This is a genomic window from Paracoccus sp. 228, from assembly GCF_000967825.1.
GTDB lineage: Bacteria > Pseudomonadota > Alphaproteobacteria > Rhodobacterales > Rhodobacteraceae > Paracoccus > Paracoccus marcusii.
Window position 1 is genome coordinate 11,928 of the sequence record NZ_JYGY01000006.1, and the last position, 23,864, is coordinate 35,791.

Here is a 23,864-nt window from a genome sequence, read left to right on the forward strand (position 1 = left end):
CGGCTATTCCGCCGCCTGCAGTCGCGCCGCGCCGGCCAGCAGGGCCGCCAGTTCGGGGCGGCACGATCCGCAATTCGTGCCCGCACCGGTGGCCTGGCCCAGGGCCGCGACGCCGGCGCATCCCTGCCCGATTGCCTGACGGATCGTGTTCACCCCCACGCCAAGGCAGGCACAGACGATCGCGCCCGGATCGGGCATGTCCGACCGGGGCCGCCCGGCCAGCGCGCCCGCCGGGGCCCCGCCCAGCATCGCGGCCAGGTGCGACCGCGACAGCACGACGGGCCGGTGGCCGACGAACAGCGCCGCCGCCAGCCGGCCGTCGCGGTGAAAGGCCATCCGGTGCAGACCGCGCGCCGGATCGCCCATCTGCTGGGCGGGCGCGCCCAGGCCCAGCAGCCGCTGCGCCCAGTCCTGCCAGTCGTCGGGGGCGCGGGTGCCCGCCATCTCGACCTGCCAGCCGCCGGGCAGACGGCTTTGCGCCCAATAGGCGCAGTCCGGCGAAACCGGCGCGTCGCTGACCAGGAACGCGTGCCACGCGGCCGCGAACCGCCCCACCGTCACCGCCGCCGCCTTGCTGGCCGGCTGGCCCGAGACGGGATCGACCTGCCCCGCGACCAGTGCGTCGATGCGCCCGGCCGATGCGCTCTGCCCGCTCCAGTGGATCGGGGCGAAGGGGTGGCCGGGGCGCACGGCGTCGCTGATCATCACGCGCAGGATGGCGCGGCCCTGCGGGCTGTCCACCTGTGCCAGATCGGCGGCGGCCAGCCCAAGGCGCCCAGCATCGTCCGGATGCAGCTGCAGATAGGGTTCCGCCAGGTGCCGTGCCAGGCGGGGCGACAGGCCGGTCCGGGTCATCGTGTGCCACTGGTCCCGCGTGCGCCCGGTGTTCAGCAGCATCCGGCCCACGGGGTGATCGGGCAGCCGGGCCGTGACCGGCACCATCCGCGCCCGCCCGTCCGGCGTGTGGAACCGCCCCGTGCCAAAGAACCGCCCCGCACGCTGCGCGGGCCCCTGGGGCCAGTGGACGGGCGCCAACGCCTCGTATTCCGCGCCCGCGAGGTCCGAGATGTCGAAATCGCCGCCCAAGGCGCCCGCGACGCCCGACAGCGCGGCATGTTCCGCAAAGATCTGCGCAGGCTCGGTCCAGCCGAAGCCGCGGAACCCCATACGGTGCGCCACCTGCGCCACCGCCCACCAATCGGGCCGCGCCTGCCCCGGCGCCGGCAGGGCGGCGCGCTGGCGGCTGATCAGGCGTTCGGAATTGGTGACAGTGCCGTCCTTTTCGCCCCATGCCGTCGCCGGCAGCAGCACATGGGCCAGCCGCGCGGTGTCGGTGTCGGGCCAGGCCTCGCTGACGACGGTGAAATCACAGGCGGCGATGGCGCGGGCCACGCGGTCCGCGTCGGGCATGGTGACGGCGGGGTTGGTGTGGATGATCCACAGCGCCTTGATGCGCCCCTCCTCGACCGCGCGGAACAGGTCGACCGCCTTCAGGCCCGGGCGTTCGGCCATCCGCGGCGCGTCCCAGAATGCCCGGACGGCATCGCGGTGGATGGGGTTCTCCAACTCCAGATGACAGGCAAGCATGTTCGACAGGCCGCCGACCTCGCGCCCGCCCATGGCGTTGGGCTGGCCGGTGACACTGAACGGGCCCATGCCCGGATGCCCGATGCGGCCCGTCGCCAGGTGGCAGTTCAGGATCGCGTTGACCTTGTCGGTGCCGGTGTCGGACTGGTTGATGCCCTGGGAATAGACGGTGACGACCCGGTCGGTCGCCGCCCACATCTCCAGGAACGCTGAGAGGTCGCACGGCTCCAGACCGGTGGCGGCCGGGTCGGCGCGGCGCGCCGCGCTCAGCGCCACGTCCAGCCCCGCGACATGGGGCATGAACCCTGCCGCGATCCGGCCCGTGTCGAACAGGTGGCACAGAAGCAGGTTGAACAGATGCGCGTCCGCCCCCGGCGCAATCGCCAGATGCAGGTCGGCCCCCTCGCAGGTCGCGGTGCGGCGCGGGTCGATGACGACGACGCGCATGTCAGGTCGCGCGGCCTTGGCGGCCATCAGCCGCTGGTGCAGGACCGGGTGGCACCAGGCCAGGTTCGACCCGGTCAGCACGACCAGATCGGCCAGCTCCAGATCCTCGTAAAGGCCCGGCACGGTGTCGCTGCCAAAGGCCCGGCGGTGCCCCGCCACGCTGGACGCCATGCAGAGCCGGCTGTTGGTGTCGATATTCGCGCTGCCGATGAAACCCTTCATCAGTTTGTTGGCGGCATAGTAATCCTCGGTCAGCAACTGGCCCGAGACATACATGGCCACCGAATCCGGCCCGTGATCGCGCACCGCCGCGGCAAAGCGGTCGGCGACCAGGTCCAGCGCGCGGTCCCAAGACGCCTCGATCCCGTCGATGCGCGGGGTCAGCAGGCGGCCCTGGGTGGCGACGGTCTCGCCCAGGGCGGCACCCTTGACGCAAAGACGACCGCGGTTCGCGGGGTGGTCCGGGTCGCCCCGGACCGTCAGCCCACCCTGCCCGTCCGGGGTGGCCAGCACCCCGCAGCCGACCCCGCAATAGGGACAGGTCGTGCGGATCGTCATGCAACCCGCCTCAGCGCGCGGGCATCCAGCCAGATCCGCCCGCCCTCGACCTGGACGGGATGGGTGGCGACCTGGCCGCGATCGGCGCCCTGCGCCCGTCCGGTGGCCATGTCGAACACCCAGTTGTGCAGCGGGCAGGTGACCTGGGCGCCATGCACGATCCCCTCGGACAGGGGGCCGCCCTTGTGCGGGCAGCGGTCGTCCAGCGCAAAGACGCGGTCGTCGGCAGTGCGGAACACCGCGACGCAGCCGTGCGGGGTGCGGACCACGCGGGCGCCCTGCGGCGGGATGTCGTCCAGTGCGGCGATGTCGATCATGCTCATGCGACGGTCCTCATTCGGCGGCCTTCAGGGTCAGGTCGGCCACGGGGGCCCATTCGGCGGGACGGGCGGCGTGATCGGCCCAGGGGTCGGTCTGATAGATCGCCTGGCTTTCCGCGAACCGCGCCACCAGCGCGGCGCGCGTCCCGGCATCCGCCACCTGATCGCGGCACCAGTCCAGCCCCACCTTGTCCACCCATTTGTAGATGCGGTGCAGATAGCGGGCGTTCTCACGGTAAAGCTGCACGAACGCGGCGGTGACGTCGCAGACCTCGTCGGCGGTCGCGACCGTCAGCAGGGGCACCGTCTCGCGCACGTCCATGCCGGCGGCGCCCGCCACGCTGATCTGGAAACCGCTGTCGACGCAGATGATGCCGATGTCCTTGCAGGTCGCCTCGGCGCAGTTCCTGGGACAGCCCGACACGCCCAGCTTGACCTTGGCGGGCGTCCACGACCCCCACAGCAGCTTCTCCAGCCGGATGCCCAGACCCGTCGAATCCTGCGTGCCAAAGCGGCAGAACTGTTCGCCCACGCAGGTCTTCACCGTCCGCAGCCCCTTGGCATAGGCGTGGCCTGACACCATCCCGGCATCGTTGAAATCGGCCCAGATCGCGGGCAGATCCTCCTTCCGGACGCCCAGCAGGTCGATGCGCTGGCCGCCGGTGACCTTGATCATCGGCACCGCGTATCGGTCGGCGGCATCCGCGATGGCGCGCAATTCCGCGCTGGTGGTGACGCCGCCCCACATGCGGGGGACGACTGAATAGGTGCCGTCCTTCTGGATGTTGGCGTGGTTGCGTTCGTTGACGAAACGGCTCTGCCGGTCGTCTCGGTATTCCGTGGGCCAATCCGCGATCAGGTAATAGTTCAGCGCCGGGCGGCAGGACGCACAGCCGCCGACCGTGCGCCAGCCCAGGTCCTGCATGACCGCGGGGATGGACTTCAGCCCCATCGTCTTGATCAGGCGGCGCACGTCCTCATGCGTGTGGTCGGTGCATTTGCACATTGGCGGGTTGGCGTTGGCCGCGAAGCCGTCTCCCAGGGTCAGCGCCATGACCTGTTCGACCAGTCCCGTGCAGGTCCCGCAGGAGGCGCTGGCCTTGGTCAGGCCCCGCACCGCGTCCAGGCTGTGCGCGCCGCCCTCGATCGCCCTGGTGATCTGTCCCTTGCAGACGCCGTTGCAACCGCAGATCTCCGCCTCAGGCGGCAAGGCTGCAACGGCTGCCAGAGGGTCCGCTTGGGCCCCCCCGGCGAATGCGGGACCAAAGATCAGCGTATCGCGATCCGCCGTGATGTCGGCCCCGCTGCGGATCTTGTCAAAGAACCACGCCCCATCTGCCGTGTCGCCATACATGACGGCGCCGATCAGGCGGTCACCCTCCAGGATCAGGCGCTTGTAGATGCCGCGGCCGGGGTCGCGGAACACGATGTCCTCGCGTCCCGGCGCCTCGGCGAAATCGCCTGCGCTGAACAGATCGCAGCCGGTGACCTTCAGCTTGGTCGCGGTCTGGACGGGCTGGAACGCGGCATCCTGCCCCGCCAGCGTCGCGGCCAGAACGCGGGCCTGATCGTAAAGCGGCGCGACCAGGCCGAACAGCTGCCCGTCATGTTCGACGCATTCGCCAAGCGCAAAGATCGCCGGATCGCTGGTCCGCATCTGGTCGTCGACGGTGATGCCGCGCGCGACCTCCAGACCCGCACCATTGGCCAGCCGCGTCTCGGGGCGGATGCCCACGGCCATGCAGACCAGATCGGCGGGATAGACGGTCCCGTCCTCCAGCAGCACCGCCTCGACGCGATCGGTCCCCAGGATCGCCTTGGTCGCGCCCTTGCAATGGACGCGGATGCCGCGCCCCTCCAGGTCGCGCTGCAGCAGATAGGCGGCGGCAGGGTCCAGCTGGCGTTCCATCAGGTGACCCATCAGGTGGATCACGGTGACCTCCGCGCCGCGCGCGGCCATGCCGGCGGCGGCCTCCAGCCCCAGCAGACCGCCGCCGATCACGACCGCCCTGGCGCCGGGACGGCTGGCCGCGATCATCGCGTTGGTGTCCTCCAGATCGCGATAGGCAACGACGCCGGGCAGCCGGTGTCCCGGCAGCGGGATGATGAAGGGCGCAGACCCGGTGGCGATGACCAGCGCGTCATAGGACACGGGCCCGTTCGCGCCCTGCACGACCCGCGCGTCGCGGTCGATGGCGGTCACGCTTTCGCCGAACCGGCAGGCGACACCCTGCGCCGCATACCAGGCGTCGTCATGGGTGACGATCTGGTCATAGGTTTTATCGCCCGACAGGACCGGCGACAGCATCAGCCGGTTGTAGTTGCCGCGCGGTTCCGCGTTGAACAGGGTGACGTCCCACTGGCCGGGGGCCATGTCGAACAGATGCTCCAGCATCCGGCCCGAGGCCATGCCCGCGCCGATGACGACCAATTTTCGTGCCATGATGCCTACTCCGCGGCTTCGACAAAGCGGTGGCGTTCGTACAGGAACCGCAGGACCGATTCCCGGGCGCGCACGTAATCGGGCTGGCTGGCCAGCCGGATGCGGTCGCGCGGGCGGGGCAGGTCGACGGTGACGACCTCTCCGATGGTGGCGGCGGGGCCGTTGGTCATCATCACGATGCGGTCGGCCAGCAGCACGGCCTCGTCCACGTCATGGGTGATCATGATCATGGTGTTGCCAAGCCGCGCGTGGATCTCCATCACCGCGTCCTGCAGATGCGCGCGGGTCAGCGCGTCCAGCGCGCCGAAGGGTTCGTCCAGCAGCAGGACCTTGGGCTCCATCGCCAGGGCGCGGGCGATGCCGACCCGCTGACGCATCCCGCCCGAGATCTCGGCCGGGCGCTTGTCGGCGGCATGGCTCATCTGGACCAGGTCCAGGTTCTGCATGATCCAGTCGTGGCGTTCCGCGCGGGTCTTCGTGCGGCCGAAGACCTTGGTCACGGCCAGCTTGATGTTGTCATAGACCGTCAGCCAGGGCAGCAGGCTGTGGTTCTGGAAGACCACGGCCCGGTCGGGGCCCGGCGCGTTGACCTCGCGCCCGTCCAGGGTGATCGCGCCGCGGGTCACGTCGGTCAGACCGGCGACCAGGTTCAGCAGGGTCGACTTGCCGCAGCCGGAATGGCCGATGATGCTGACGAATTCGCCCTTGTCGATCGTCAGGGTGATGTCGGACAGCACATGCGCCGTCCTGGACCCGTTCACAAAGGATTTGGACAGGTGTTCGATGGACAGGTATTTCATGGTCATTCCCCTTACGCGGCCGTGCCGCGAGAGACGACGCGTCCGATCCAGCCGACCAGACGATCCAGGATGAAGCCCGTGCCGCCGATATAGGCCAGGGCCACGATGATGTCGCTGAGGCGGGACGAATTCCACGCGTCCCAGATGAAGAAGCCGATGCCCACGCCGCCGGTCAGCATCTCGGCCGCGACGATGGCCAGCCAGGACAGGCCCACCCCGATGCGCAGCCCCGAAAAGATGTAGGGGGCGGCGGCGGGGACCATGATCTTCCAGAAGAACTCGATCTGGTTCAGGCGCAGCACGGCGGCGACGTTGCGGTAATCCTGCGGGATGGCGCGCACGCCCGCGGCGGTGTTGATGATCACCGGCCAGATCGCGGTGATGAAGATGACGAAGATCGCCGACGGCCCGCTGTCCATGAAGGCGGCCAGGCTGATGGGCAGCCAGGCCAGCGGCGGCACCGTGCGCAGGATCTGGAAGATCGGATCGAAGCCGCGCATCATCAGCGCCGACTGTCCGATGACCGCGCCGGTCAGCACGCCCACCACCGCGGCCAGGCCAAAGCCATAGGCCACCCGCTCCAGCGAGGTCAGCACACGCCAGCCCAGGCCGATGTCCTGGGTGCCATAGACGTAGAACGGCTCCAGGATCAAAAAGCCGCTGTCGATCCAGACCTGGACCGGCGTGGGCAGGCCGCTGCCCTCGCCCGATGCGCCGACCTGCCAGATCGTCAGCAGGACGACCAGCACGGCCACGGGGGGCAGGACGCCGGCGGCCAGCGCCTGGCCGCGCTTGCGCCAGGCGGCCCGGCGGGGGGTGCTGCGGGGGGGCAGCGCCACGACGGGGGCTGCGGGCTTCGGGGTCAGGTCCAGTTTGCGCTTGAGGGCTGTGACGTTCATCGGATCACACCATCGCCTTGATGGACTGGGCGTCCAGATAGGCGTCCGGGTCCGCCGGATCGAAGGTCTTGCCGTCGAAGAACGTCTCGACCCCGCGGCTGTCGCCGAAATCGGGCGTCAGGCCCAGGCCCGCGGCGGCGGCCAGCCACAGGTCGCTGCGGTTGGTGCCGTTCACCAGGGCTGCCGTATCCAGATCCCCCGGCAGGTATCCCCACCGCTTGTTTTCGGTGACGAACCACGCATCCAGCGATTTCCAGGGATAGGACGTCTCTCCGTTCCGGCCCCAGAACTTCATCGCCAGCTCGGGGCGCAGTTCGTCGCGGCCGTTGCCATAGTTGATCTGGCCCTGGATGCGGCCGACGATGTCGGCCACGGGGACGTTGTACCATTGGCGGCGGCCGATGATCTCGGCCATCTCCTGCTTGTTCTCGGGCAGGTCGCACCACATCTGGGCCTCCATCACGGCCATCATCAGCGCGACGGTGGCATTGGGGTTGGCGTCCACCCAATCGGCCCGCATCCCCAGGATCTTCTCGGGATGGCGCGCCCACAGTTCCCCGGTCGTGGCGGCGGTAAAGCCGATGCCCTGGTTCACCAGCTGCTCGTTCCACGGCTCTCCGACGCAGAAGGCCTCCATGTTGCCGACCTTCATGTTGGCGACCATCTGCGGGGGCGGCACCACGATCAGGTCGACGTCCCGGGTCGGGTCGATCCCGCCCGCCGCCAGCCAGTAGCGCATCCACAGATCATGCGTGCCGCCGGGGAAGGTCATCGCGACGGGGATGTCCTCGCCCGCGGCGCGGCGGGCGGCGAAGATCTCCTTCAGCGGGCTGCTGTCGATGCCCACGCCGCTGTCGGCATAATCCTGGCGCACCGACAGGCCCTGCCCGTCCTCGTTCAGGTTCAGCAGCGTGTACATCGCCAGAGGCTGGCCGTTCTGCATCACGCTGCCGGTGGAGTACAGGTGGACCTTGGGGCGCAGGATGTGGCCGCCGTCGATGCCGCCCGATGCCGCCCCCAACGCCATGTTGTCGCGCGTGGCCCCCCAGCTGGCCTGCTTTTCGACCCGCACGTCGGGCATGCCGTATTTCGCGTAAAGTCCCTTTTCGGACGCGATGATCAGCGGCGCGCTGTCCGTCAGGGCGATGTAACCCAGGGTGCAGCCGGTGACCTCGGGCGTGCCGGGGGTGGCGGCCCATGCCCCGGCGGGCAGGGCCAGGCGGGCGGCGGCCATCGTGGCCATCGCGCCGGTGGCCTGCAGGAAACGGCGGCGCGAGGGGGGCGTGATCAGGGACGTGATCTGGGTCATGGGGGCTGGTCCTTGGACTGGCGCGCAGCAGGGCGCACGAACACGAAAGGCCACCTGCCGCGGCCCTGCGGACAGGGCACGATCAGATGGCGTCATTGCCTAAAGATGGGGAACCGCATCCTTGCGGCCGGGGGTCAAACGCGGTGCGCCGTTGCATCCGCCTTTCTCTGATCATTCGCGGCGCTGGCACCGCCGGTCAAGCCTGCGGGGCGCGTCCGCCCCCCCTGCCCCGCCCATCGCCGCGAATTGCGCCAGCCTGCCCGCGAATTCAGCGCCGCGCGAACGCCGTGTCGAACCGGTGGCCGTCGAAGAACGCATCGGCGCCCAGAATCATCCGGCCCTGTTCGGTTGCCACCGGGGTCGGGGCGGCCATCGCGCCCTCGACCTTGGCGGATGCCGCGGGCAGGTCGGCCCCCGCCTCGCGCAGGTGACGGCGATAGAGGTCGGTGCGGAAACAGGCGGCCGCCCGCGCCATCGCCCATTCGGGGTCCAGCCCGTGCCGCGCGGCCAGGCGCGCGCCCAGCATCGCCGCGATGCTGCGCCACGGGAACGTCGCGCCTTGCGCGTGAAAGCGGATGAAACCCGGACAGTCGCGCAGATCGCCCTCGGGCGTGACATGCAGGCGGCCCAGCAACCCGCGTTCGCACAGTTCGGGCGGCAGGTTCAGCCAGTCGGGGCGCGACAGGATCTCGGCCGCGGTGCCGCGGTTGCCGGGCTGGTCCAGCCAGCGGCCCGCCCGCCACAGCGCCCGCATCAGCCGGCCCGTGGGGTCGGGATGGCCTTCGGCAAAGGCGCGGGTCATCACCAGCCCCTTTTCCGGCGGCGCAGCCCAGATGGCGGACCCCGGCAGCAGCAGCGCGCCGACGCCGCGTTCCACCGCGCGCGACGCCCAGGGCTCTCCGACGCAATAGGCATCGACCTCCTCGGCGGCCAGCGCATCGGCCATCAGGGGCGGCGGCACGGTGTGGATGGACAGCCGCGCGGCCAGCCCGGTCCCGTCCAGCCAGTGCCGCACCAGTTCGGCCTGGGTCGAGAACGGGAACGGTACCCCCACCCGCAGCGGCCCCGGATGCGCGCGCGCCAAGGCATCGCGCGCCGCGCGCGGATCACGGAAATCGAACCCGTGGCCCTGGCCCTTCAGCCGCGCGGCGATGGCCCGCGACACGGCGATGGCCTGCCCGCCCTGCGACAGGACCATCAGCAGGTCCAGGTCGGGGAACGCCGGGCCCAGCCCCAGCCCCTGCGCGATGGGCAGCGGCACCAGCATATGCGCCGCGACCACCGCCCCGGTGCCCAGCATGTCGCGGCATTGCGCCCAGCTGCCGGCGCGGACCAGGTCCAGGTCCAACGCCTCCTCGGCGGCGAAACCCAGCTCGCGGGCGATGATCAGCGGCGCGGCATCGGTCAGCGGCACATAGCCAAGGCGCAGGCGGTCGGTCATGTCAGCAGCCCCGCCGCCATCACCAGCTGCTGGGCGATGTCGGCCACGCGGCGCTTCTGGTCCATCGCGGTCTTGCGCAGCAGGGCATAGGCCGCCTCCTCGTCGATGCCGCGCGCCTTCATCAGGATGGCCTTGGCGCGGTCGATGATCTTGCGCTCCTCCAGCGCGGCCTTGGTGGCGGCCAGTTCGGCGCGCATCTTGTGGAACAGGTGGAACCGCGCGATGGCCGCGTCCAGGATCGGCTTGATCCGGTCGCGCTGCAACCCGTCCACGACATAGGCGGACACGCCCGCCTCGATCGCGGTGCGGGTCAGCTGCTCGTCCGACCGGTCCACGAACATCGCCACCGGCCGGTCCAGCGGCCCCGAGGCCAGGGCCAGTTCCTCCAGGACGTCGCGCGACGGGTCGGCGACGTCGATCAGCACGATGTCGGGCTGCGCCCGCGCGATGCGCCGCGCCAGGCCCGTCTCCTCGGCGATGACGGTGATCTGGTGATCGCCGGACGCGCGCAGCCCGTCGACGATCCTGATCGCCCGGTCCCGGTCGCGTTCGACCACGATGATTGACAGCCGCTCCATCCCGCCACTGACGACCGCGCGCGGGGCGATGGCAAGCCCCGCTCGCCCGCGGCGGGGCCTGCCGGCGCGAACTGCCCGATCCGTGGGCAGCGGTCCGGGACGCTCAGTGCGGCAGGGTGACGATGATCGCGCCGCGCTCGGTCGCGACGACGGTGTGTTCGTACTGCACGACGGGCGCGCGGGGCTGGCTGAACAGGGTCCATTCGTCGCGCCCCTCGGCGGCGCGCAAACCGCCGCGCGACAGGAACGGCTCGACCGTCAACACCAGGCCGCGGTCGATGCGGCGGCGGTCGCCCTTGGTGGGCCAGGTCGCGATGACCTCGGGCGCCTCGTGCAGGGCGCGGCCCACGCCGTGGCTGGCCAGGTTGCGGATCAGCGTATAGCCGCGCGCCGCGGCAAAGCGGCCGATGGCGTTGCCGATCCCGTCCAGCGGCCTGTCGGCGCCCACCTGCGCGATGCCGACCTCCATCGCGCGCCGGCCGTCGCGGCACAGCCGCTCGATGGCGGGCGCCACGGCGCCGACGGCAAAGCTGGCCCCGGTATCAGCAAAGAACCCGTCCTTGGAGGCCGACACGTCGATGTTGACCAGATCGCCCGCGGCGATCACCCGGTCGCCGGGGATGCCATGCGCGATCTCCTCATTGACGCTGATGCAGGTCGCGCCGGGAAAGCCATAGCTGTCCTCGGGCGCAGGCACCGCGCCCGCGCGTTCCAGCAGGGCACGGCCGATTCCGTCCAGCTCGCGCGTGGTCATGCCCGGCTCCATCGCGCGGGCCATCGCCTGCAGGGTCGTGGCCACGATCCGGCCGATGGCCTGCAACCCCTCCAGCTCCGCCTGATTCGTGACCGTCATCGCGCCCTCCGCCCTTGGTGCCGGTCCAGCATAGCGCCTGCGCCCACACCCGGCATCCCGAAAAGACGCTTTACTGGTATGGTAGTATAGTGTAGTGGTCGCGACTGAGGAGATCACCATGGCCACGCCGTTCCGCACCCGCCCCGAGCCGCTGCCCCAGACCCGCGTGAACGCGGCGTCGCAGCTGGCCGACCGGTTGCGCGCGGCGATCATGGACAACAGCCTGCCCCCCGACTCCCGCCTGTCCGAGGTCGAGACCGCCCAGCAATACGGCGTCAGCCGCCAGCCGGTGCGCGAGGCGTTCATCGCGCTGGCGGGTCAGGGCCTGCTGGACGTGCGCGCACAGCGAGGGACCTTCGTGACGCGCATCTCGCTGGCGGCGGTGATGGACGCGCGCTTCGTGCGCGAGGCGATCGAGGCCGACATCGTCAAGCTGCTGGCCACCGACCCGGACCCCGCGCTGATCGCGGACCTGGACGCCCAGCTGACCCGCCAGATGGACCTGATCGGCGGATCGGCCCGCGATTTCATGGACGCGGACGAGCTGTTCCACCGCACCTTGGCCGAAGGCGCGGGCAAGGCCAGCGCTTGGCGCGTCGTAGTCGAGATGAAGGCCCAGATGGACCGTGTCCGCTTCCTGTCCAGCCGGCATTTCCCCGTCGACCGCCTGATCGACCAGCATCGCGCGCTGGTCGCGGGCATCCGGGCGGGCGATGCGCCGCGCGCCGAAGGGGCGATCCGCACCCATCTGCGCGGCATCCTGGACGACCTGCCCGTCATCCGGGCCGACTGCCCCGACTATTTCACCTGATCCCGGCCCCGCCGGACAATCCTTGGAGGAGGACACCATGACACCGACCCGCATGATCGCCATCACCCTGGCCGCCGCACTGACCACCAGCACCGCGATGGCCGCCGACGTCACGCTGAAGCTGGGCCACCTGGCCAACGAGGAAAACATCTGGCACAAGGCCGCCCTGCATTTCGCCGAGGAGGTCGCCGCCGGGACCGAGGGCCGGGTCGAGGTCCAGATCTTTCCGAACGAATCCCTGGGCAAGGAGATCGACGTCATCAACGGCATGCAGCTGGGCACCGCCGACATGACCATCACCGGCGAAAGCCTGCAGAACTGGGCACCCAAGGCCGCGCTGCTGGCGCTGCCCTATGCGTACCGCTCGCTGGAGCACATGGACGAGGTCGCCTCGGGCGAGATCGGCGACCAGATCGAGGCCGAAATCATCGCCAATGCCGACATCCGCCCCCTGACCTATTTCGCACGCGGCCCGCGCAACCTGTCGGCCAACCGTCCCATCACCACCCCGGACGAGCTGAACGGCTTCAAGCTGCGGGTGCCCAACGTGCCGCTGTTCGTGACCGCCTGGCAGGCGCTTGGCGCGAACCCGACGCCGATGGCCTTCTCCGAGGTCTTCACCTCGCTGCAGAACGGCACGATCGAGGGGCAGGAGAACCCGCTGGCGCTGTTCCAGTCCGGCGGCTTCTACGAGGTGCAGAAGACCGTGAACCTGACCGAGCATGTCCGGTCTTGGATCTATCTGACCATCTCGGAGAACGCCTGGAACAAGCTGTCCGAGGCCGACCAGGCCGCCGTACAGGCCGCCGCCGACAGCACCCAGGCCTTCGAGCGCGAGCTGTTCCTGACCGACGAGCAGGAGCTGGTCGCCGAGCTGGAGGCCGCGGGCGTGACCTTCGTCGAGGTCGACCAGCAGGCCTTCGCCGATGCCGCCCGCGACGCGGTGATCGGTGCCGTGGACGCGGACATCCGCCCGCTGGCCGAACAGATCTTCAACAACTGATGGCAGGGCGGCGGGGCGCACCCTGCCCCGCCCGTCCCCCGGAGACATCCCATGACACAGGCATTCAAGGGGTTGGAGGGGCTGTGCCGCCTTCTGATCCTCGTGGCGTTCCTGCTCTTGTCGGCATCGGTCCTGCTGCAGGTCTTTGCGCGCACCTTCCTGTCCACCGCCCCCGTCTGGACCGAGGAGCTGACCCGGTTCTGCCTGATCTATATCGGTGCCCTGGGCGCCGGTCTGGCGCTGCGCAGCGGCGACATGGTGAACGTGGACCTTCTGTGCGAAAGCCTGCCGGGCCGCTGGCCGTGGCATCTGCGGCTGGTCAGCGCGGTGCTGACCGCGCTGTTCGCCGGCGGCCTTCTGGCGGGCAACCTGATGAACTCGGGCGGCATCACCGAACGCATCATCCGCTTTGCCAATGCGCTGGTCGGGTGGATGCGCGGCGGGCTGGCCCAGGCCAACATCGCGGCCTCCATGCTGTTCGGCGGCATCTCGGGCACCGCGGTGGCCGACGTCGCCTCGGTCGGCGGCATGATGATCCCCGGGATGAAGCGCGCGGGCTATCCCGGCGCGTTCTCGGCCGCGGTCACCGCGGCGTCGTCGACGGTGGGCCCGATGATCCCGCCAAGCGTGCCGATGATCATCGTGGGCTCGCTGTCGGGCATGTCGGTGGGCAAGCTGTTCCTGGGCGGGGCCATTCCGGGCATCGCCATGGGCGTGGCGATGATGATCACCACCGTCATCCTGGCCCGCAAGCACGGCTTTCCCCGCGAACCCTGGCAGGGGCTGCGCGAACTGTTCACCTCGTTCACCGGGGCGATCTGGGCCATCGCCATGACCGCGCTGATCGTGGGCGGCCTGCTGACCGGCATCACCACGCCCACCGAAACCGCCATCGTGGCCTGTCTCTATGCGATGCTGGTGGGCCTGTTCGTCTATCGCGAACTGCCCTGGCGCGCGATCCCGCGCATCATCACCAACAGCGCGATCAGCTCGGCCGGCATCCTGGTGCTGGTGGGCACGGCCAACGTCTTCGGCTGGATCCTGGTGTCGGAACGCATCCCGCAGATGCTGGCCGAAGGGGTGCTGTCCATCACCGACAACAAGTTCGTGGTGATCCTGCTGATCAACCTGCTTCTGCTGTTCGTCGGCATGTTCATGGAAACCATCGCGGCGCTGATCATCCTGTTCGTGCCGCTGCAGACGCTGGCGCTGGCCGTGGGCATCGACCCGCTGCATTTCGCGGTCTTCGCGGTGATGAACCTGATGATCGGGCTGACCACGCCGCCGGTGGGGGTGTGCCTGTTCGTGGCCGCCAATATCGCGCGCCTGCCGCTGTCGCCGGTGATCCGGGCGATCACGCCCTATATCGTCACCAACCTGATCATGCTGCTGATGGTCAGCTATTTCCCGCCACTGTCCACCTGGCTGCCCAACCGCCTGATGCCGTAAGGAGGTCACCATGACCCAGACCCGATGCGTCCGCCTGAACGGCCAGGACGACCTGACCATCGCCGCCACCGATCTGCCCGCCCCCGACCGGGGGCAGGTCCGCGTCGCCGTCCTGGCGGGCGGCATCTGCGGATCGGACCTGCATTACTGGCAGGAGGGCGGCATTGGCACGATCCGCGTGCGCGAACCGATCATCCTGGGCCACGAGGCTGCCGGCCGGATCAGGGCCGTGGGCCCCGACGTCACCCATCTGCAGGTGGGCCAGCTGGTCGCGATGAACCCCTCGCATCCCTGCGGGACCTGCGATTTCTGCAAGGCCGGGCTGCCGCATCACTGCATGGCGATGCGGTTCAAGGGCTCGGCGATGTATCTGCCCCACGAACAGGGGATGTTCCGCGATGGCATCACCATCGGCGCCGCGCAATGCCACCCCCTGCCCGATACCGTCACCCCCGGCGCCGCCGCCTGCGCCGAACCGCTGGCCGTGTGCCTGCACGCCGCCAACCGCGCCGAGGCGATCGCCGGGCCCCTGGCGGGCAAGACCGTCCTGGTCACGGGCGCGGGGCCGATCGGCGCGCTCTGCGTGGCGGTGGCCCGCCTGCGCGGGGCCGCAACGATCATCGTGACCGACATCCAGGACGCCACCCTGGCCGTCGCCCGCCGGATGGGCGCCGACCATGCGGTGAACCCCGTGGCCGACCCCGATGGCCTGGCGGAATGGCAACAGGGCAAGGGCCGCGTCGATCTGGTCTTCGAATGTTCGGCGGCGGCATCGGCCATCCGCGACGCCGTGGCCTGCCTGCGCCCGCTTGGCGCGCTGGTCCAGGTCGGCGTCGCGGGGCCCACGCCCCTGCCCCTGAACCTGATGGTCGGCAAGGAGATCCTGTTCGCGGGCTCTCATCGGTTCGACACCAAATTCGCCGATGCGGTGGGGCTGATCGGCACCGGCGCCATCGACCCCCGCCCGATCATCACCGCCACCTTTCCGATGAGCGACGCCGAAACGGCGTTCCGGACCGCCGCCGACCGCGCGCGGTCGGTCAAGGTGCAACTTTCCTTTGCTGAAGAAGAGACCCAATCATGAGACAGACCTGGCGCTGGTTCGGACCCAAGGACCTGGTGTCCGTCGACGACATGCTGCAGGCGGGCGTCCAGGGCGTCGTGACCGCCCTGCACCACGTCCCCACCGGACAGGTCTGGCAGCCCGACCAGATCGCGGACCGCCAGGCCCAGCTGGCCGTGATGCGGGACGGCGCGCCCTCGGGCCTGGCATGGGAGGTCGTCGAGAGCCTGCCCGTATCCGAGGACATCAAGCGCCAGACCGGCGACTGGCGCGCCCATGTCGAGGCGTGGAAGACCTCGATGCGAAACCTGCACGCGGCGGGCCTGCGGGTCATCTGCTACAACTTCATGCCGATCCTGGACTGGACGCGGACCGACCTGGTCTATCGGCTGCCCAACGGCGCGACCTGCATGCGCTATGACGCGATCGATTTCGCGGCCTTCGACCTGTTCATCCTGCAGCGCCGCGGCGCGGCCGACGACTATGCCCCGCAGATCGCCGAAACTGCCCGCGCGCGGCTGGTCACCATGTCGGACGACCGGCGCGAACAGCTGACCGGCAACGTGGTCTTCGGCCTGCCGGGCGCCGCCGAACGCATGACCCTGGACGACGTCAAGGACCACCTGGCGCGCTATGACGACATCAGCCCCGACCGCCTGCGCGCCCATCTGGTCGATTTCCTGGCCGAGGTGACGCCCCTGGCGCGGGAGCTGGGCATGCGCCTGTGCTGCCACCCCGACGATCCGCCGTTCCCGCTGCTGGGCCTGCCCCGCATCATGTCGACCGAGGCCGACTATCGCGCCGTCATGGATGCGGTGGACCTCTCCGCCAACGGCATCACGCTGTGCACCGGATCGCTCGGCGCGCGCGCCGACAACGACCTGCCGGGCATGATGGCGCGCTTGGGCGACCGGGTGCATTTCCTGCATCTGCGCAACGTCGCGCTGGAGGAGACCCATCTGGGCGGGTCCTTCCACGAGGCCGCGCATCTGGAGGGCAACACCGACATGGTCGCGATGATCGCCGCCATCCTGGCGGAGGAGAGCCGCCGCCGTGCACAGGGCCGCGACGACTGGCAGATCCCCTTCCGCCCCGATCACGGCCAGGACATCCTGGACGACCAGTCCCGCAAGGCGCAGCCCGGCTATCCCGCCATCGGCCGCCTCAAGGGCCTGGCCGAACTGCGCGGAATCGAGACCGCGCTGTCCCATCCGCTGGTGGCGCAGCGCGGCTGAGGCGATTGGGCGGGTTATTCGCATCATGAAACGCCTTGTCATGATGCGAATAACCACCATAATCCCCTCATGCAGATCTGGGAAAGCCCTGCCTGGCCCAATTTCCGCCACGACCCGTCCCTGACCGAAGGGCGGCTGGCGGCGTTTTCCGCACGCCTCGGCGCCATCACCGGCCTGCACCACGCCCTGACCCCCGACGAACGGCGCGAGGCCTTCCTGCGCGCGGTCACGACCGAGGCCGTGTCCTCCTTCGCGATCGAGGGGGCCAGCCTGCCCGCGGCCCAGGTCCAGGCCTCGGTCGTGGCCTCGATGGCGCATCGGGGCGCCGAACCCGTGCGGCGCAGCGACGCCATCGCCGACCTGATGCTGCAGGCCCGCGCGGGCGGACCGCCCTTGGACACGCCCACCCTGTGGCACTGGCACCGCCTGCTGTTCCACGGGCTAGAGGTTGAGGACAAGGGCCGCTGGCGTCGCTTTGCCATGGTCATCACCCGCAGCGCGACCGCCGGCCGGGACGAGGTCCTCTATGCCGCGCCCCCTGCCGACCGCGTCCCCGCGATGATGGACGATTTTCTGACAGCCCTGCAGACCGACGACCGCCCCGCGCCGATCCGCGCGGCGCTGGCGCATCTGTGGTTCGAATCCATCCACCCCTTCTCGGACGGCAACGGGCGGCTTGGCCGGGCGCTGGTCGAACATGTCTTCGCCCGCGACGGGGCCGCCCTGCCCTTCTCGCTGTCGCGCCAGATCGAGGCCGACAAGCGCGGCTATTACGCGGCGCTGCAGGCCGGGCGGCAGGTGGTGGGCCCGGCGATCGACGCCACGCCCTTCATGATGTGGTTCCTGGACCGGCTGATCGCGGGGGTCGACGATGCGGTCACGGACGCCCGCTTCCTGGTGGCGCGCAACGCCTTCTTCCTGCGCCACCGCCCCCCGCCGCGCGCCGAACGCGTGCTGCGCCGCCTGTTCGCCGAAGGCCCGGCCCGCGTGGCCCAGGGCATCTCGGCCGCCCCCTACGGGCGCATCGCGGGCGTGTCCGCCGCGACCGCGACGCGCGACCTGACCGACCTGGAGGCTGCCGGAATCCTGCGCCGCGGCCCCGAAGGCGGCCGGTCGACCCGCTATCTTCTGGTGATGGCCTAGCCGAACAGGCCCGGCGACATGTCCTCCCAGAACGCCCCGATCCGGGCCGCGTTCAGGGGCGACATCCAGCCGTGGCGCTCGAAATCGGCGCGCGCGGCGCGGTCGGTCAGCTGGCTCAGGAACAGCCGCCGGTCGGCGTCGCGCTGCGTGGGGGTACGCTGGCGGATCACCTCCAGGATGCGGCGCAGCCGTTCGGCCTGCGGGTTGGGCGGTTCGACCGTCACCGGGTCGGGCGTGCCGAAATCACCGTCCAGCGCGGCGCTGAGATAGCCCACCTTGCTGACCACGTTCCGCCGCGCCTCGACGTAATCCAGCTTGGCCGACACGACCTCCTCGCCATGCGCCGACAGCCATTGCCGCGCCAGCCGGTCGCTGACCCCAAGCGCGCGCAGCCGGCCATAGACGGCGCCATGCCGCGCCCCCTCGCCGTCGTCCATGTCCAGGATCGCCAGCTGCGGGTTCTCGGTGATCAGGAACCGGATATGGGTGACCGCCCTGCCCTGCTTCTTGGTCTCGGGCGTCAGGATGATGTTCGAGGTCTTGTTCACCTCGGTCACGGCGGGCTTGATGATCTTGGCGTTCAGCTGCTTGAACACCTCGTAATAGGCCGACCCCTCGACCCCCATCAGCCGCCGGAACAGATCCAGCGGCCACCACCCCGTCGAGCCGGTCCGCACGAAGCGATAGCAGTTCTCGTACAGCGCCAGCGCATGCCCGGAGGTGAACCGCCGCTGCATGTTCAGGTTGATCAGCGCAAAGACCTTGGGGTCGTGCAGCTTCTCGGCCAGGGCCGGGGAATAGGCGTATTCGCAGATCCCGCCTTTCAGCTTGGCATAGCTCAGCAGGCTGGACACGCCCCATTCCTGACGCCCCTTGTCGTCCAGCATGTCCCATTCCGCCACGGTCTCGACCAGCCCGCGCAGCGACTGCTTCAGCGTGTCCATGTCGTTGCTGTTGTACCCGATCATCAGGCACAGGGTCCGCGCGTCGATCTGGTGGCTGGGCCTCGACATCAGCGTGTCATAGGCGTTCAGCAGCAGCACGTTGGACAGCTTGCGCTGCAGCAGCGTCAGCTTGCCCGACACGTGGATCGCCGCCACATGCTTCTTGACCGCACCGCGCCTGAGCGCGCCGGACAGCTGGTCGCGGGGGATGTCGTCCATGAGGTCTGCCATTGTCCTGCCTATCCCCATGCTGCCGCAAAAGGCACCCTGCGGCAACAGCCTTTCAGGCACCCTTGCCGCGACTGTCGCGATCCCGAAGACGGGCACCTTGCATCGCAGGCGTCGCACTAAGGCACCCGTTTCCGGGACGGACACCCCTGGCAAACCGTGCCCCGTGGGCTTTTTCTGCCCCAAACAGGCCCCTCCCGTTCCTCGGCACCCCTCAACCCGAGAATCGGCGCCCCTCCCCCTGTTCCCGGGCACCCGTCATCCCGGATAAGGGTCCCCTTCGTCCCGCATATGGGTCCTGAACTGACTTTAGCTCATTGAAAGTACGATATTTCCTTATCGCAAAGACTCTAAAATCTCTAAACAAGATACAAGCTTTAGAAGGGTGCTTTTTCTGATTTGAGAAGGGTTTCGCGGCGAAACCGGGCAATTTTGTTCCCAACCAACGGATGATGTGCGATAGAAAGTGCAGTACGCCTCGGAACACGATACATCGCAGCAGGAACGAGATGTCAGGCAAAGAGCCGCTTCCCCCCTATTTCAGCATAGACCCCGCCCGTGCCGCCAAGCGCCTGTCAGAGCCGATCGGCACCGCCCGATTCGCCAAGGCCGCGGCCTTCGCCGCCCGTGGACGGCAGGACCTGGCAGAGCGCGGCTATGCCCCCGACGGACGCAAGCGCCTGCGCCGCTTTTCCACTTGGGAGATCTGCCGCTATCTGATCCCCGTCGCGACCGCCCATTTCCGCCGCGTGCTGCGCAAGAACCCCGACCTGCCCCAGGGCGTCGGCGAGGGCAACTCCAAGTGGTTCACCCTGGACGACGTCCTGCGCCTGCGCGACCACTTCGCCCAGGAGGGGGCCGCCGACCGCGAATACCGCCCCTGGCGCCCGGAGGGCCTGCCGGCCAAGGTGCTGGCGGTGGCGAACTTCAAGGGCGGCGTGGGCAAGACCTCGACCGCGGCACATCTGGCCATGTCGGCGGCGCTGGACGGCTACAAGGTGCTGGTGATCGACCTGGACAGCCAGGGCAGCATGACCTCGATCATGGGTGGGCAGGTGACGGACGAATGGTCCACGGCCTTCCCCCTGCTGGCCAAGGACTATGCCCTGGCCCTGCAGGACGAGAACCGCGTCCGCGAGGCCCGCGGCCAGCCCCCCCTGCCCTTCGACGAGACCCTGACCGAGGCGCTGAAGATCGGCGCCCGCGACCTGATCCAGAAGACCCACTGGCCCAATATCGACCTTCTGGGCGCTCAGCTGAACTTGTACTGGGCCGAATTCCAGGTGCCGGTCTGGCGGATGGGTCTGCGCGGCTGGCCGCTGTGGGATGCGCTGTCGAACGGGCTGACCCATGACGGGGTCGTGGACGACTATGACATCATCATCATCGACACGCCCCCTGCCCTTGGCTACCTGACGATCAACGCGCTGGCGGCCGCCGACATCCTGCTGGTGCCCCTGGGGGCAACCTTCCTGGAGTTCGATTCGACGGGCCGGTTCTTCGACATGCTTTATTCGACCTTCGCCAGCGTCGAGGATGGAGAGAACACCGCCCGCCGCCGCGACGGCCTGCCCGAGATGCGGTTCGAATGGGACGCGGTCCGCGCCATCATCACCCGTTTCGAGGCTGGTCAGCAGACCGACCTGGCCAACGTGATCCAGGCCTATTTCGGCGACTTCATGACGACCTATCGCCAAGAGCTGACCGCCATGGTGGGCCAGGCCGGGGAGCAGGTGAATGGCATCTACGAGGCCGACTACCGGGAGTTCAATCGCGACACCTATGTCCGCGGCCGCGAGACGTTCGACCGCACCTGGGCCGAGGTGAAGGAGCTGATCCTGGGGGCCTGGTGGCGCGATCTTCAGATGGAAAAGCAGGAACAGGAGCAGACCGATGGTCAAGCGCAGACGTCTTGAAGCCCCCAGCACCGATGACCTGACCCGCATCGAGGCGGAGTTTCGCAGCGAAACCTTTGACCGTGCCGCCTCGGTCCGGGGCATCGCGCCGATCGCCCAGGTCGCGGCCGACAGCGCGTCCCAATTCCAGCCTGACGGGGCGGACAGTCGTGCAGCGCGTGCCCGTGCCGAGGCCGACGCCGCGCGTCTGCATGCGGCACAGGACAGCGGCCTGCTGATGGTCGACCTGCCGTTGGAGCAGATCGACGAGGACGCGATGATCCGCGACCGCATGACCATGGGCGAGGCCGAGATGCTGGAGCTGCGCCAGTCGATCGCCTCGCACGGGCTGCGGCTGCCGATCGAGGTCTTTGCGCTGGAGCAGGAGGGCAGGGCGGGGCAGCGCTATGGTCTTCTGTCGGGCTATCGCCGGCTGCTGGCCACGCGGGGGCTGCGCGACCTGACGCAGGCGGACAAGTACGCGACCATCCGGGCGATCGTCCGCCCCCGTGCCGATGCAGGCAACGCCTTTGTCCAGATGATCGAGGAGAACGAGGTCCGCGAGAACCTGAGCCATTTCGAGCGGGGGCGTATCGCGGTCATCGCGGCGAACCATGGTGCCTTTGCCAATACCGAAGATGCCGTCGACAAGCTGTTCGGCAGCGGATCGAAGGCAAAACGGTCCAAGATTCGGTCTTTTTCTCTTATATTTGAAGAACTTGGCGACATGCTGCAATTCCCCGAGCAGTTGACCGAGCGTCGCGGGCTGCAGCTGGCGACCGCACTGCGCCAGGGGGCCGAGAGCCAGGTTCGCCAGGCCCTGTCCCATGCAGCCCCCGAGGATGCGGATGCAGAATGGGCGGTGATCGAACCGGTGATCCGGCAGCAGGATCAGGGGGTCCGCGACCCGGGACGGGGAGGGCGCCCCAAGCGCCCTGCAACGGCCCATGGCTGGCTGGACGACAAGACCCTGCGGACATCCAGCGGGGTGACGATCCGGCGGTCCAGCGACAGCAGGGGGCACCTGCTGCGCCTGGAGGGGGCTGCCCTGACCACCGAACTGGTGGATAGCCTGATGCTGGAGATACGGGCGCTGCTGGAGCGCTGACGGTTTCGTGGCGAAACCGGCCGGCCGGAAGTTCGGGCGATGGCGGTAGGGCAGGGGGGTACGGCTGCGGGGCAGTGGGCACTTATGGGCAAGACTTCAGGTCGCCGCGGGGTTGTGTCTTTAGGGCGTTGTAAAGGCGCTGAATTATCGGTGATGGAGCCCATTTCGACGGCACGGTGTCGAGACGCAGAGCGACTAGTGTCATTCGCCGCGTTCACTGGCCATGGTGCTTCAACCCTTACTCACATGTGTCTTCACCCCGCTGGTCGGGAACCGGCGGGGCGAAGACCATGACGGGTGCTGCCGCCGCCGGTTCTGAGGCGGCGGTTGGCGTCAGAGGCCCTCGACCGGGGGGCGGGTCTCGGGCGGGATGGGGCAGCGATAGGGGTGCTGGGCCAGGTGGTCGGCATGGGCGGCCTTGGCCGCCTGGATCAGCGCCGGGTCGGTAAGCGCGGCATGGGCGGTCGCGGCCATGACCTTGGCGGCATGCAGCATGCCCTTGTGCGCGGCGGGGGCCTTGCCTTGGGCGGTCTGCTGCCAGCTGTGGAGCGCGGTGCCCACCGCACAGGTGGCGACGCGGGCCTGGACGGTGGGCACCGCCCAGCTGACATCACCCACGTCGGTCGAACCCATGCCGCCCATGAAGGGCCGGTCCAGGGGGGCGATGAAGTTGCACAGCGGCAGGTCGTAGTCGGGCTTCATCGCCAGCCGCTTGAACGTGTCGGCGATGTCCTCGCGCGACAGGCTTTCGCGGATGGCGGTGGCGAAGGCCGTGTCGTCCGCGTCGAAGGGGACGGGGCCCAGGGCCTCGAACTGGGCCTGCATGGCGCGGGACAGGGGCAGGTTCTCGGTCAGGTTGGACACGGCCGAGAACACGCGCGAGGTCACGGTGGTGCCCGACATCAGCGCCGCCCCGTCGGCGATCTTGCGCACGCGGTCGACCAGCGACGACAGGCCTGCAAGGTCCGGGCTGCGGATCAGCTGGCGCACGGTCGCCTTGGCCTGGACGACGTTGGGCGCGATGCCGCCGGCGTCCAGATAGGCGTAATGGACCCGCGCCGCGTCGGGCATGTGTTCGCGCATGTAGTTGATGCCGATGTTCATCAGCTCGACCGCGTCCAAGGCGGACCGGCCCAGTTCCGGCGCGCCCGCCGCGTGGGCGGCCTTGCCGTGGAAGGTGAAGTCGATGCGCGTGTTGGCCAGGGACCGCATGTCGTCGACTGCATTGAAGCTCGCCGGGTGCCAGGTAATGGCGATGTCGACGTCGTCGAACAGCCCGTCGCGGACCATGTAGGTCTTGGCGGCGCCGCCTTCCTCGGCCGGGCAGCCGTAGTAGCGGACGCGGCCCGGCACGCCGTTGGCCTCCAGCCAGTCCTTGACGGCGGTGGCCGCCGACAGCGCGGCCGAGCCCAGCAGGTTGTGGCCGCAGCCATGGCCGAAGCCGTGATCGGCGATCTGGCGCGGCTCGGCCAGGCCGGGTTCCTGGGACAGGCCGGGCAGGGCGTCGTATTCGCCCAGGATGGCGATGACCGGGCCGCCCGTGCCCGCCTCTCCCATGACGGCGGTCGGGATGCCGGCCAGGTTCTCGGTCACGCGGAAGCCTTGGTCGCGCAGCATCCGGGTGTGGGCGGCGCAGGATTTGACCTCGCCATAGGCCAGTTCGGGCGTGTCGAACACGGCATCGGCCAGGCCGGTGAACTGGGCGGCGCGGGCATCGACCAGCGGCCAGAGGGGGTTGTCGTTTCGCATG

The 23,864-nt window shown here is 69.2% G+C and carries 19 protein-coding genes; 8 read left to right on the forward strand and 11 right to left on the reverse strand.

Annotated elements, in window-relative coordinates:
- Positions 1 to 3: 3 nt before the first annotated feature.
- From SY26_RS16815 to map, 9 genes are all read right to left on the reverse strand, one after another.
- Positions 4 to 2,592: a nitrate reductase gene (locus SY26_RS16815; RefSeq protein ID WP_046001487.1), complete on the reverse strand. Its 2,589-nt coding sequence runs from the start codon at positions 2,590 to 2,592 to the stop codon at positions 4 to 6.
- Positions 2,589 to 2,915, reverse strand: coding sequence for a nitrite reductase small subunit NirD (gene nirD, locus SY26_RS16820; RefSeq protein ID WP_046001488.1), 327 nt, complete (start codon positions 2,913 to 2,915; stop codon positions 2,589 to 2,591). Before nirD ends, SY26_RS16815 begins: the two co-directional genes overlap by 4 nt.
- 10 nt (positions 2,916 to 2,925) lie before the next feature.
- Positions 2,926 to 5,355: a nitrite reductase large subunit NirB gene (gene nirB / locus SY26_RS16825; protein ID WP_046001489.1), complete on the reverse strand. Its 2,430-nt coding sequence runs from the start codon at positions 5,353 to 5,355 to the stop codon at positions 2,926 to 2,928.
- 5 nt (positions 5,356 to 5,360) lie between these two features.
- Entirely contained in the window at positions 5,361 to 6,155 is a 795-nt protein-coding gene (locus SY26_RS16830; RefSeq protein WP_218062271.1) for an ABC transporter ATP-binding protein, read from the reverse strand.
- Between the two features lie 11 nt (positions 6,156 to 6,166).
- Complete coding sequence (gene ntrB, locus SY26_RS16835; RefSeq protein ID WP_046001490.1) at positions 6,167 to 7,054, reverse strand: nitrate ABC transporter permease; 888 nt, start codon at positions 7,052 to 7,054, stop codon at positions 6,167 to 6,169.
- Between the two features lie 4 nt (positions 7,055 to 7,058).
- The gene (locus SY26_RS16840; protein ID WP_046001491.1) at positions 7,059 to 8,363 is read right to left on the reverse strand and encodes a CmpA/NrtA family ABC transporter substrate-binding protein; all 1,305 of its coding nucleotides are present in this window, start codon (positions 8,361 to 8,363) and stop codon (positions 7,059 to 7,061) included.
- Positions 8,364 to 8,631: 268 nt separating this feature from the next.
- Positions 8,632 to 9,804, reverse strand: coding sequence for an ABC transporter substrate-binding protein (locus tag SY26_RS16845; protein ID WP_046001492.1), 1,173 nt, complete (start codon positions 9,802 to 9,804; stop codon positions 8,632 to 8,634).
- Positions 9,801 to 10,382: an ANTAR domain-containing response regulator gene (locus tag SY26_RS16850; RefSeq protein WP_046001493.1), complete on the reverse strand. Its 582-nt coding sequence runs from the start codon at positions 10,380 to 10,382 to the stop codon at positions 9,801 to 9,803. Before SY26_RS16850 ends, SY26_RS16845 begins: the two co-directional genes overlap by 4 nt.
- 103 nt (positions 10,383 to 10,485) lie before the next feature.
- A complete protein-coding gene (map, locus tag SY26_RS16855) occupies positions 10,486 to 11,235 on the reverse strand; it encodes a type I methionyl aminopeptidase (RefSeq protein ID WP_046001494.1) in 750 nt (249 codons plus the stop codon).
- Positions 11,236 to 11,353: 118 nt separating this feature from the next.
- On the opposite strand from map, the gene SY26_RS16860 reads away from it, so the two are divergent.
- From SY26_RS16860 to SY26_RS16885, 6 genes are all read left to right on the forward strand, one after another.
- Positions 11,354 to 12,046, forward strand: coding sequence for a GntR family transcriptional regulator (locus tag SY26_RS16860; RefSeq protein WP_084693911.1), 693 nt, complete (start codon positions 11,354 to 11,356; stop codon positions 12,044 to 12,046).
- 37 nt (positions 12,047 to 12,083) lie between these two features.
- On the forward strand, positions 12,084 to 13,049 hold the full coding sequence (locus tag SY26_RS16865; protein WP_045981855.1) for a TRAP transporter substrate-binding protein: 966 nt from the start codon (positions 12,084 to 12,086) through the stop codon (positions 13,047 to 13,049).
- 51 nt (positions 13,050 to 13,100) lie between these two features.
- Positions 13,101 to 14,498: a TRAP transporter large permease subunit gene (locus SY26_RS16870; protein ID WP_084693902.1), complete on the forward strand. Its 1,398-nt coding sequence runs from the start codon at positions 13,101 to 13,103 to the stop codon at positions 14,496 to 14,498.
- Between the two features lie 10 nt (positions 14,499 to 14,508).
- The gene (locus SY26_RS16875; protein WP_046001495.1) at positions 14,509 to 15,582 is read left to right on the forward strand and encodes an L-idonate 5-dehydrogenase; all 1,074 of its coding nucleotides are present in this window, start codon (positions 14,509 to 14,511) and stop codon (positions 15,580 to 15,582) included.
- Positions 15,579 to 16,796, forward strand: a complete 1,218-nt coding sequence (gene uxuA, locus SY26_RS16880) for a mannonate dehydratase (RefSeq protein WP_046001496.1) — start codon at positions 15,579 to 15,581, stop codon at positions 16,794 to 16,796. Before SY26_RS16875 ends, uxuA begins: the two co-directional genes overlap by 4 nt.
- 69 nt (positions 16,797 to 16,865) lie before the next feature.
- Positions 16,866 to 17,939 (forward strand): Fic family protein, encoded by a 1,074-nt coding sequence (locus SY26_RS16885; RefSeq protein ID WP_046001497.1) that lies wholly within the window; start codon positions 16,866 to 16,868, stop codon positions 17,937 to 17,939.
- Here SY26_RS16885 and SY26_RS16890 read toward each other — a convergent pair.
- Positions 17,936 to 19,102: a replication initiation protein gene (locus SY26_RS16890; RefSeq protein ID WP_148911573.1), complete on the reverse strand. Its 1,167-nt coding sequence runs from the start codon at positions 19,100 to 19,102 to the stop codon at positions 17,936 to 17,938. The genes SY26_RS16885 and SY26_RS16890 overlap by 4 nt on opposite strands.
- A 518-nt stretch (positions 19,103 to 19,620) precedes the next feature.
- Here SY26_RS16890 and SY26_RS16895 point away from each other — a divergent pair.
- A complete protein-coding gene (locus SY26_RS16895; protein WP_045981848.1) occupies positions 19,621 to 21,027 on the forward strand; it encodes an AAA family ATPase in 1,407 nt (468 codons plus the stop codon).
- On the forward strand, positions 21,005 to 22,114 hold the full coding sequence (locus SY26_RS16900) for a ParB N-terminal domain-containing protein (protein ID WP_046001499.1): 1,110 nt from the start codon (positions 21,005 to 21,007) through the stop codon (positions 22,112 to 22,114). The genes SY26_RS16895 and SY26_RS16900 overlap by 23 nt, the downstream gene beginning before the upstream one ends.
- A 333-nt stretch (positions 22,115 to 22,447) precedes the next feature.
- Here SY26_RS16900 and SY26_RS16905 read toward each other — a convergent pair whose 3' ends face one another.
- Entirely contained in the window at positions 22,448 to 23,863 is a 1,416-nt protein-coding gene (locus SY26_RS16905) for a M20 family metallopeptidase (protein ID WP_046001500.1), read from the reverse strand.
- Position 23,864: the final 1 nt, after the last annotated feature.

What these genes read in the sequence shown, in the direction of transcription:
- SY26_RS16860 (WP_084693911.1), top strand. Translation starts at nt 11,354, where the DNA reads ATGGCCACGCCGTTCCGCACCCGCCCCGAGCCGCTGCCCCAGACCCGC.
- SY26_RS16845 (WP_046001492.1), bottom strand. Translation starts at nt 9,804, where the DNA reads ATGACCGACCGCCTGCGCCTTGGCTATGTGCCGCTGACCGATGCCGCG.
- uxuA (WP_046001496.1), top strand. Translation starts at nt 15,579, where the DNA reads ATGAGACAGACCTGGCGCTGGTTCGGACCCAAGGACCTGGTGTCCGTC.
- nirB (WP_046001489.1), bottom strand. Translation starts at nt 5,355, where the DNA reads ATGGCACGAAAATTGGTCGTCATCGGCGCGGGCATGGCCTCGGGCCGG.
- SY26_RS16900 (WP_046001499.1), top strand. Translation starts at nt 21,005, where the DNA reads ATGGTCAAGCGCAGACGTCTTGAAGCCCCCAGCACCGATGACCTGACC.
- SY26_RS16885 (WP_046001497.1), top strand. Translation starts at nt 16,866, where the DNA reads ATGCAGATCTGGGAAAGCCCTGCCTGGCCCAATTTCCGCCACGACCCG.
- SY26_RS16890 (WP_148911573.1), bottom strand. Translation starts at nt 19,102, where the DNA reads ATGGACGACATCCCCCGCGACCAGCTGTCCGGCGCGCTCAGGCGCGGT.
- SY26_RS16840 (WP_046001491.1), bottom strand. Translation starts at nt 8,363, where the DNA reads ATGACCCAGATCACGTCCCTGATCACGCCCCCCTCGCGCCGCCGTTTC.
- SY26_RS16875 (WP_046001495.1), top strand. Translation starts at nt 14,509, where the DNA reads ATGACCCAGACCCGATGCGTCCGCCTGAACGGCCAGGACGACCTGACC.
- nirD (WP_046001488.1), bottom strand. Translation starts at nt 2,915, where the DNA reads ATGAGCATGATCGACATCGCCGCACTGGACGACATCCCGCCGCAGGGC.
- SY26_RS16850 (WP_046001493.1), bottom strand. Translation starts at nt 10,382, where the DNA reads ATGGAGCGGCTGTCAATCATCGTGGTCGAACGCGACCGGGACCGGGCG.
- SY26_RS16865 (WP_045981855.1), top strand. Translation starts at nt 12,084, where the DNA reads ATGACACCGACCCGCATGATCGCCATCACCCTGGCCGCCGCACTGACC.
- SY26_RS16870 (WP_084693902.1), top strand. Translation starts at nt 13,101, where the DNA reads ATGACACAGGCATTCAAGGGGTTGGAGGGGCTGTGCCGCCTTCTGATC.
- ntrB (WP_046001490.1), bottom strand. Translation starts at nt 7,054, where the DNA reads ATGAACGTCACAGCCCTCAAGCGCAAACTGGACCTGACCCCGAAGCCC.
- SY26_RS16830 (WP_218062271.1), bottom strand. Translation starts at nt 6,155, where the DNA reads ATGAAATACCTGTCCATCGAACACCTGTCCAAATCCTTTGTGAACGGG.
- SY26_RS16905 (WP_046001500.1), bottom strand. Translation starts at nt 23,863, where the DNA reads ATGCGAAACGACAACCCCCTCTGGCCGCTGGTCGATGCCCGCGCCGCC.
- SY26_RS16895 (WP_045981848.1), top strand. Translation starts at nt 19,621, where the DNA reads ATGTCAGGCAAAGAGCCGCTTCCCCCCTATTTCAGCATAGACCCCGCC.
- SY26_RS16815 (WP_046001487.1), bottom strand. Translation starts at nt 2,592, where the DNA reads ATGACGATCCGCACGACCTGTCCCTATTGCGGGGTCGGCTGCGGGGTG.
- map (WP_046001494.1), bottom strand. Translation starts at nt 11,235, where the DNA reads ATGACGGTCACGAATCAGGCGGAGCTGGAGGGGTTGCAGGCCATCGGC.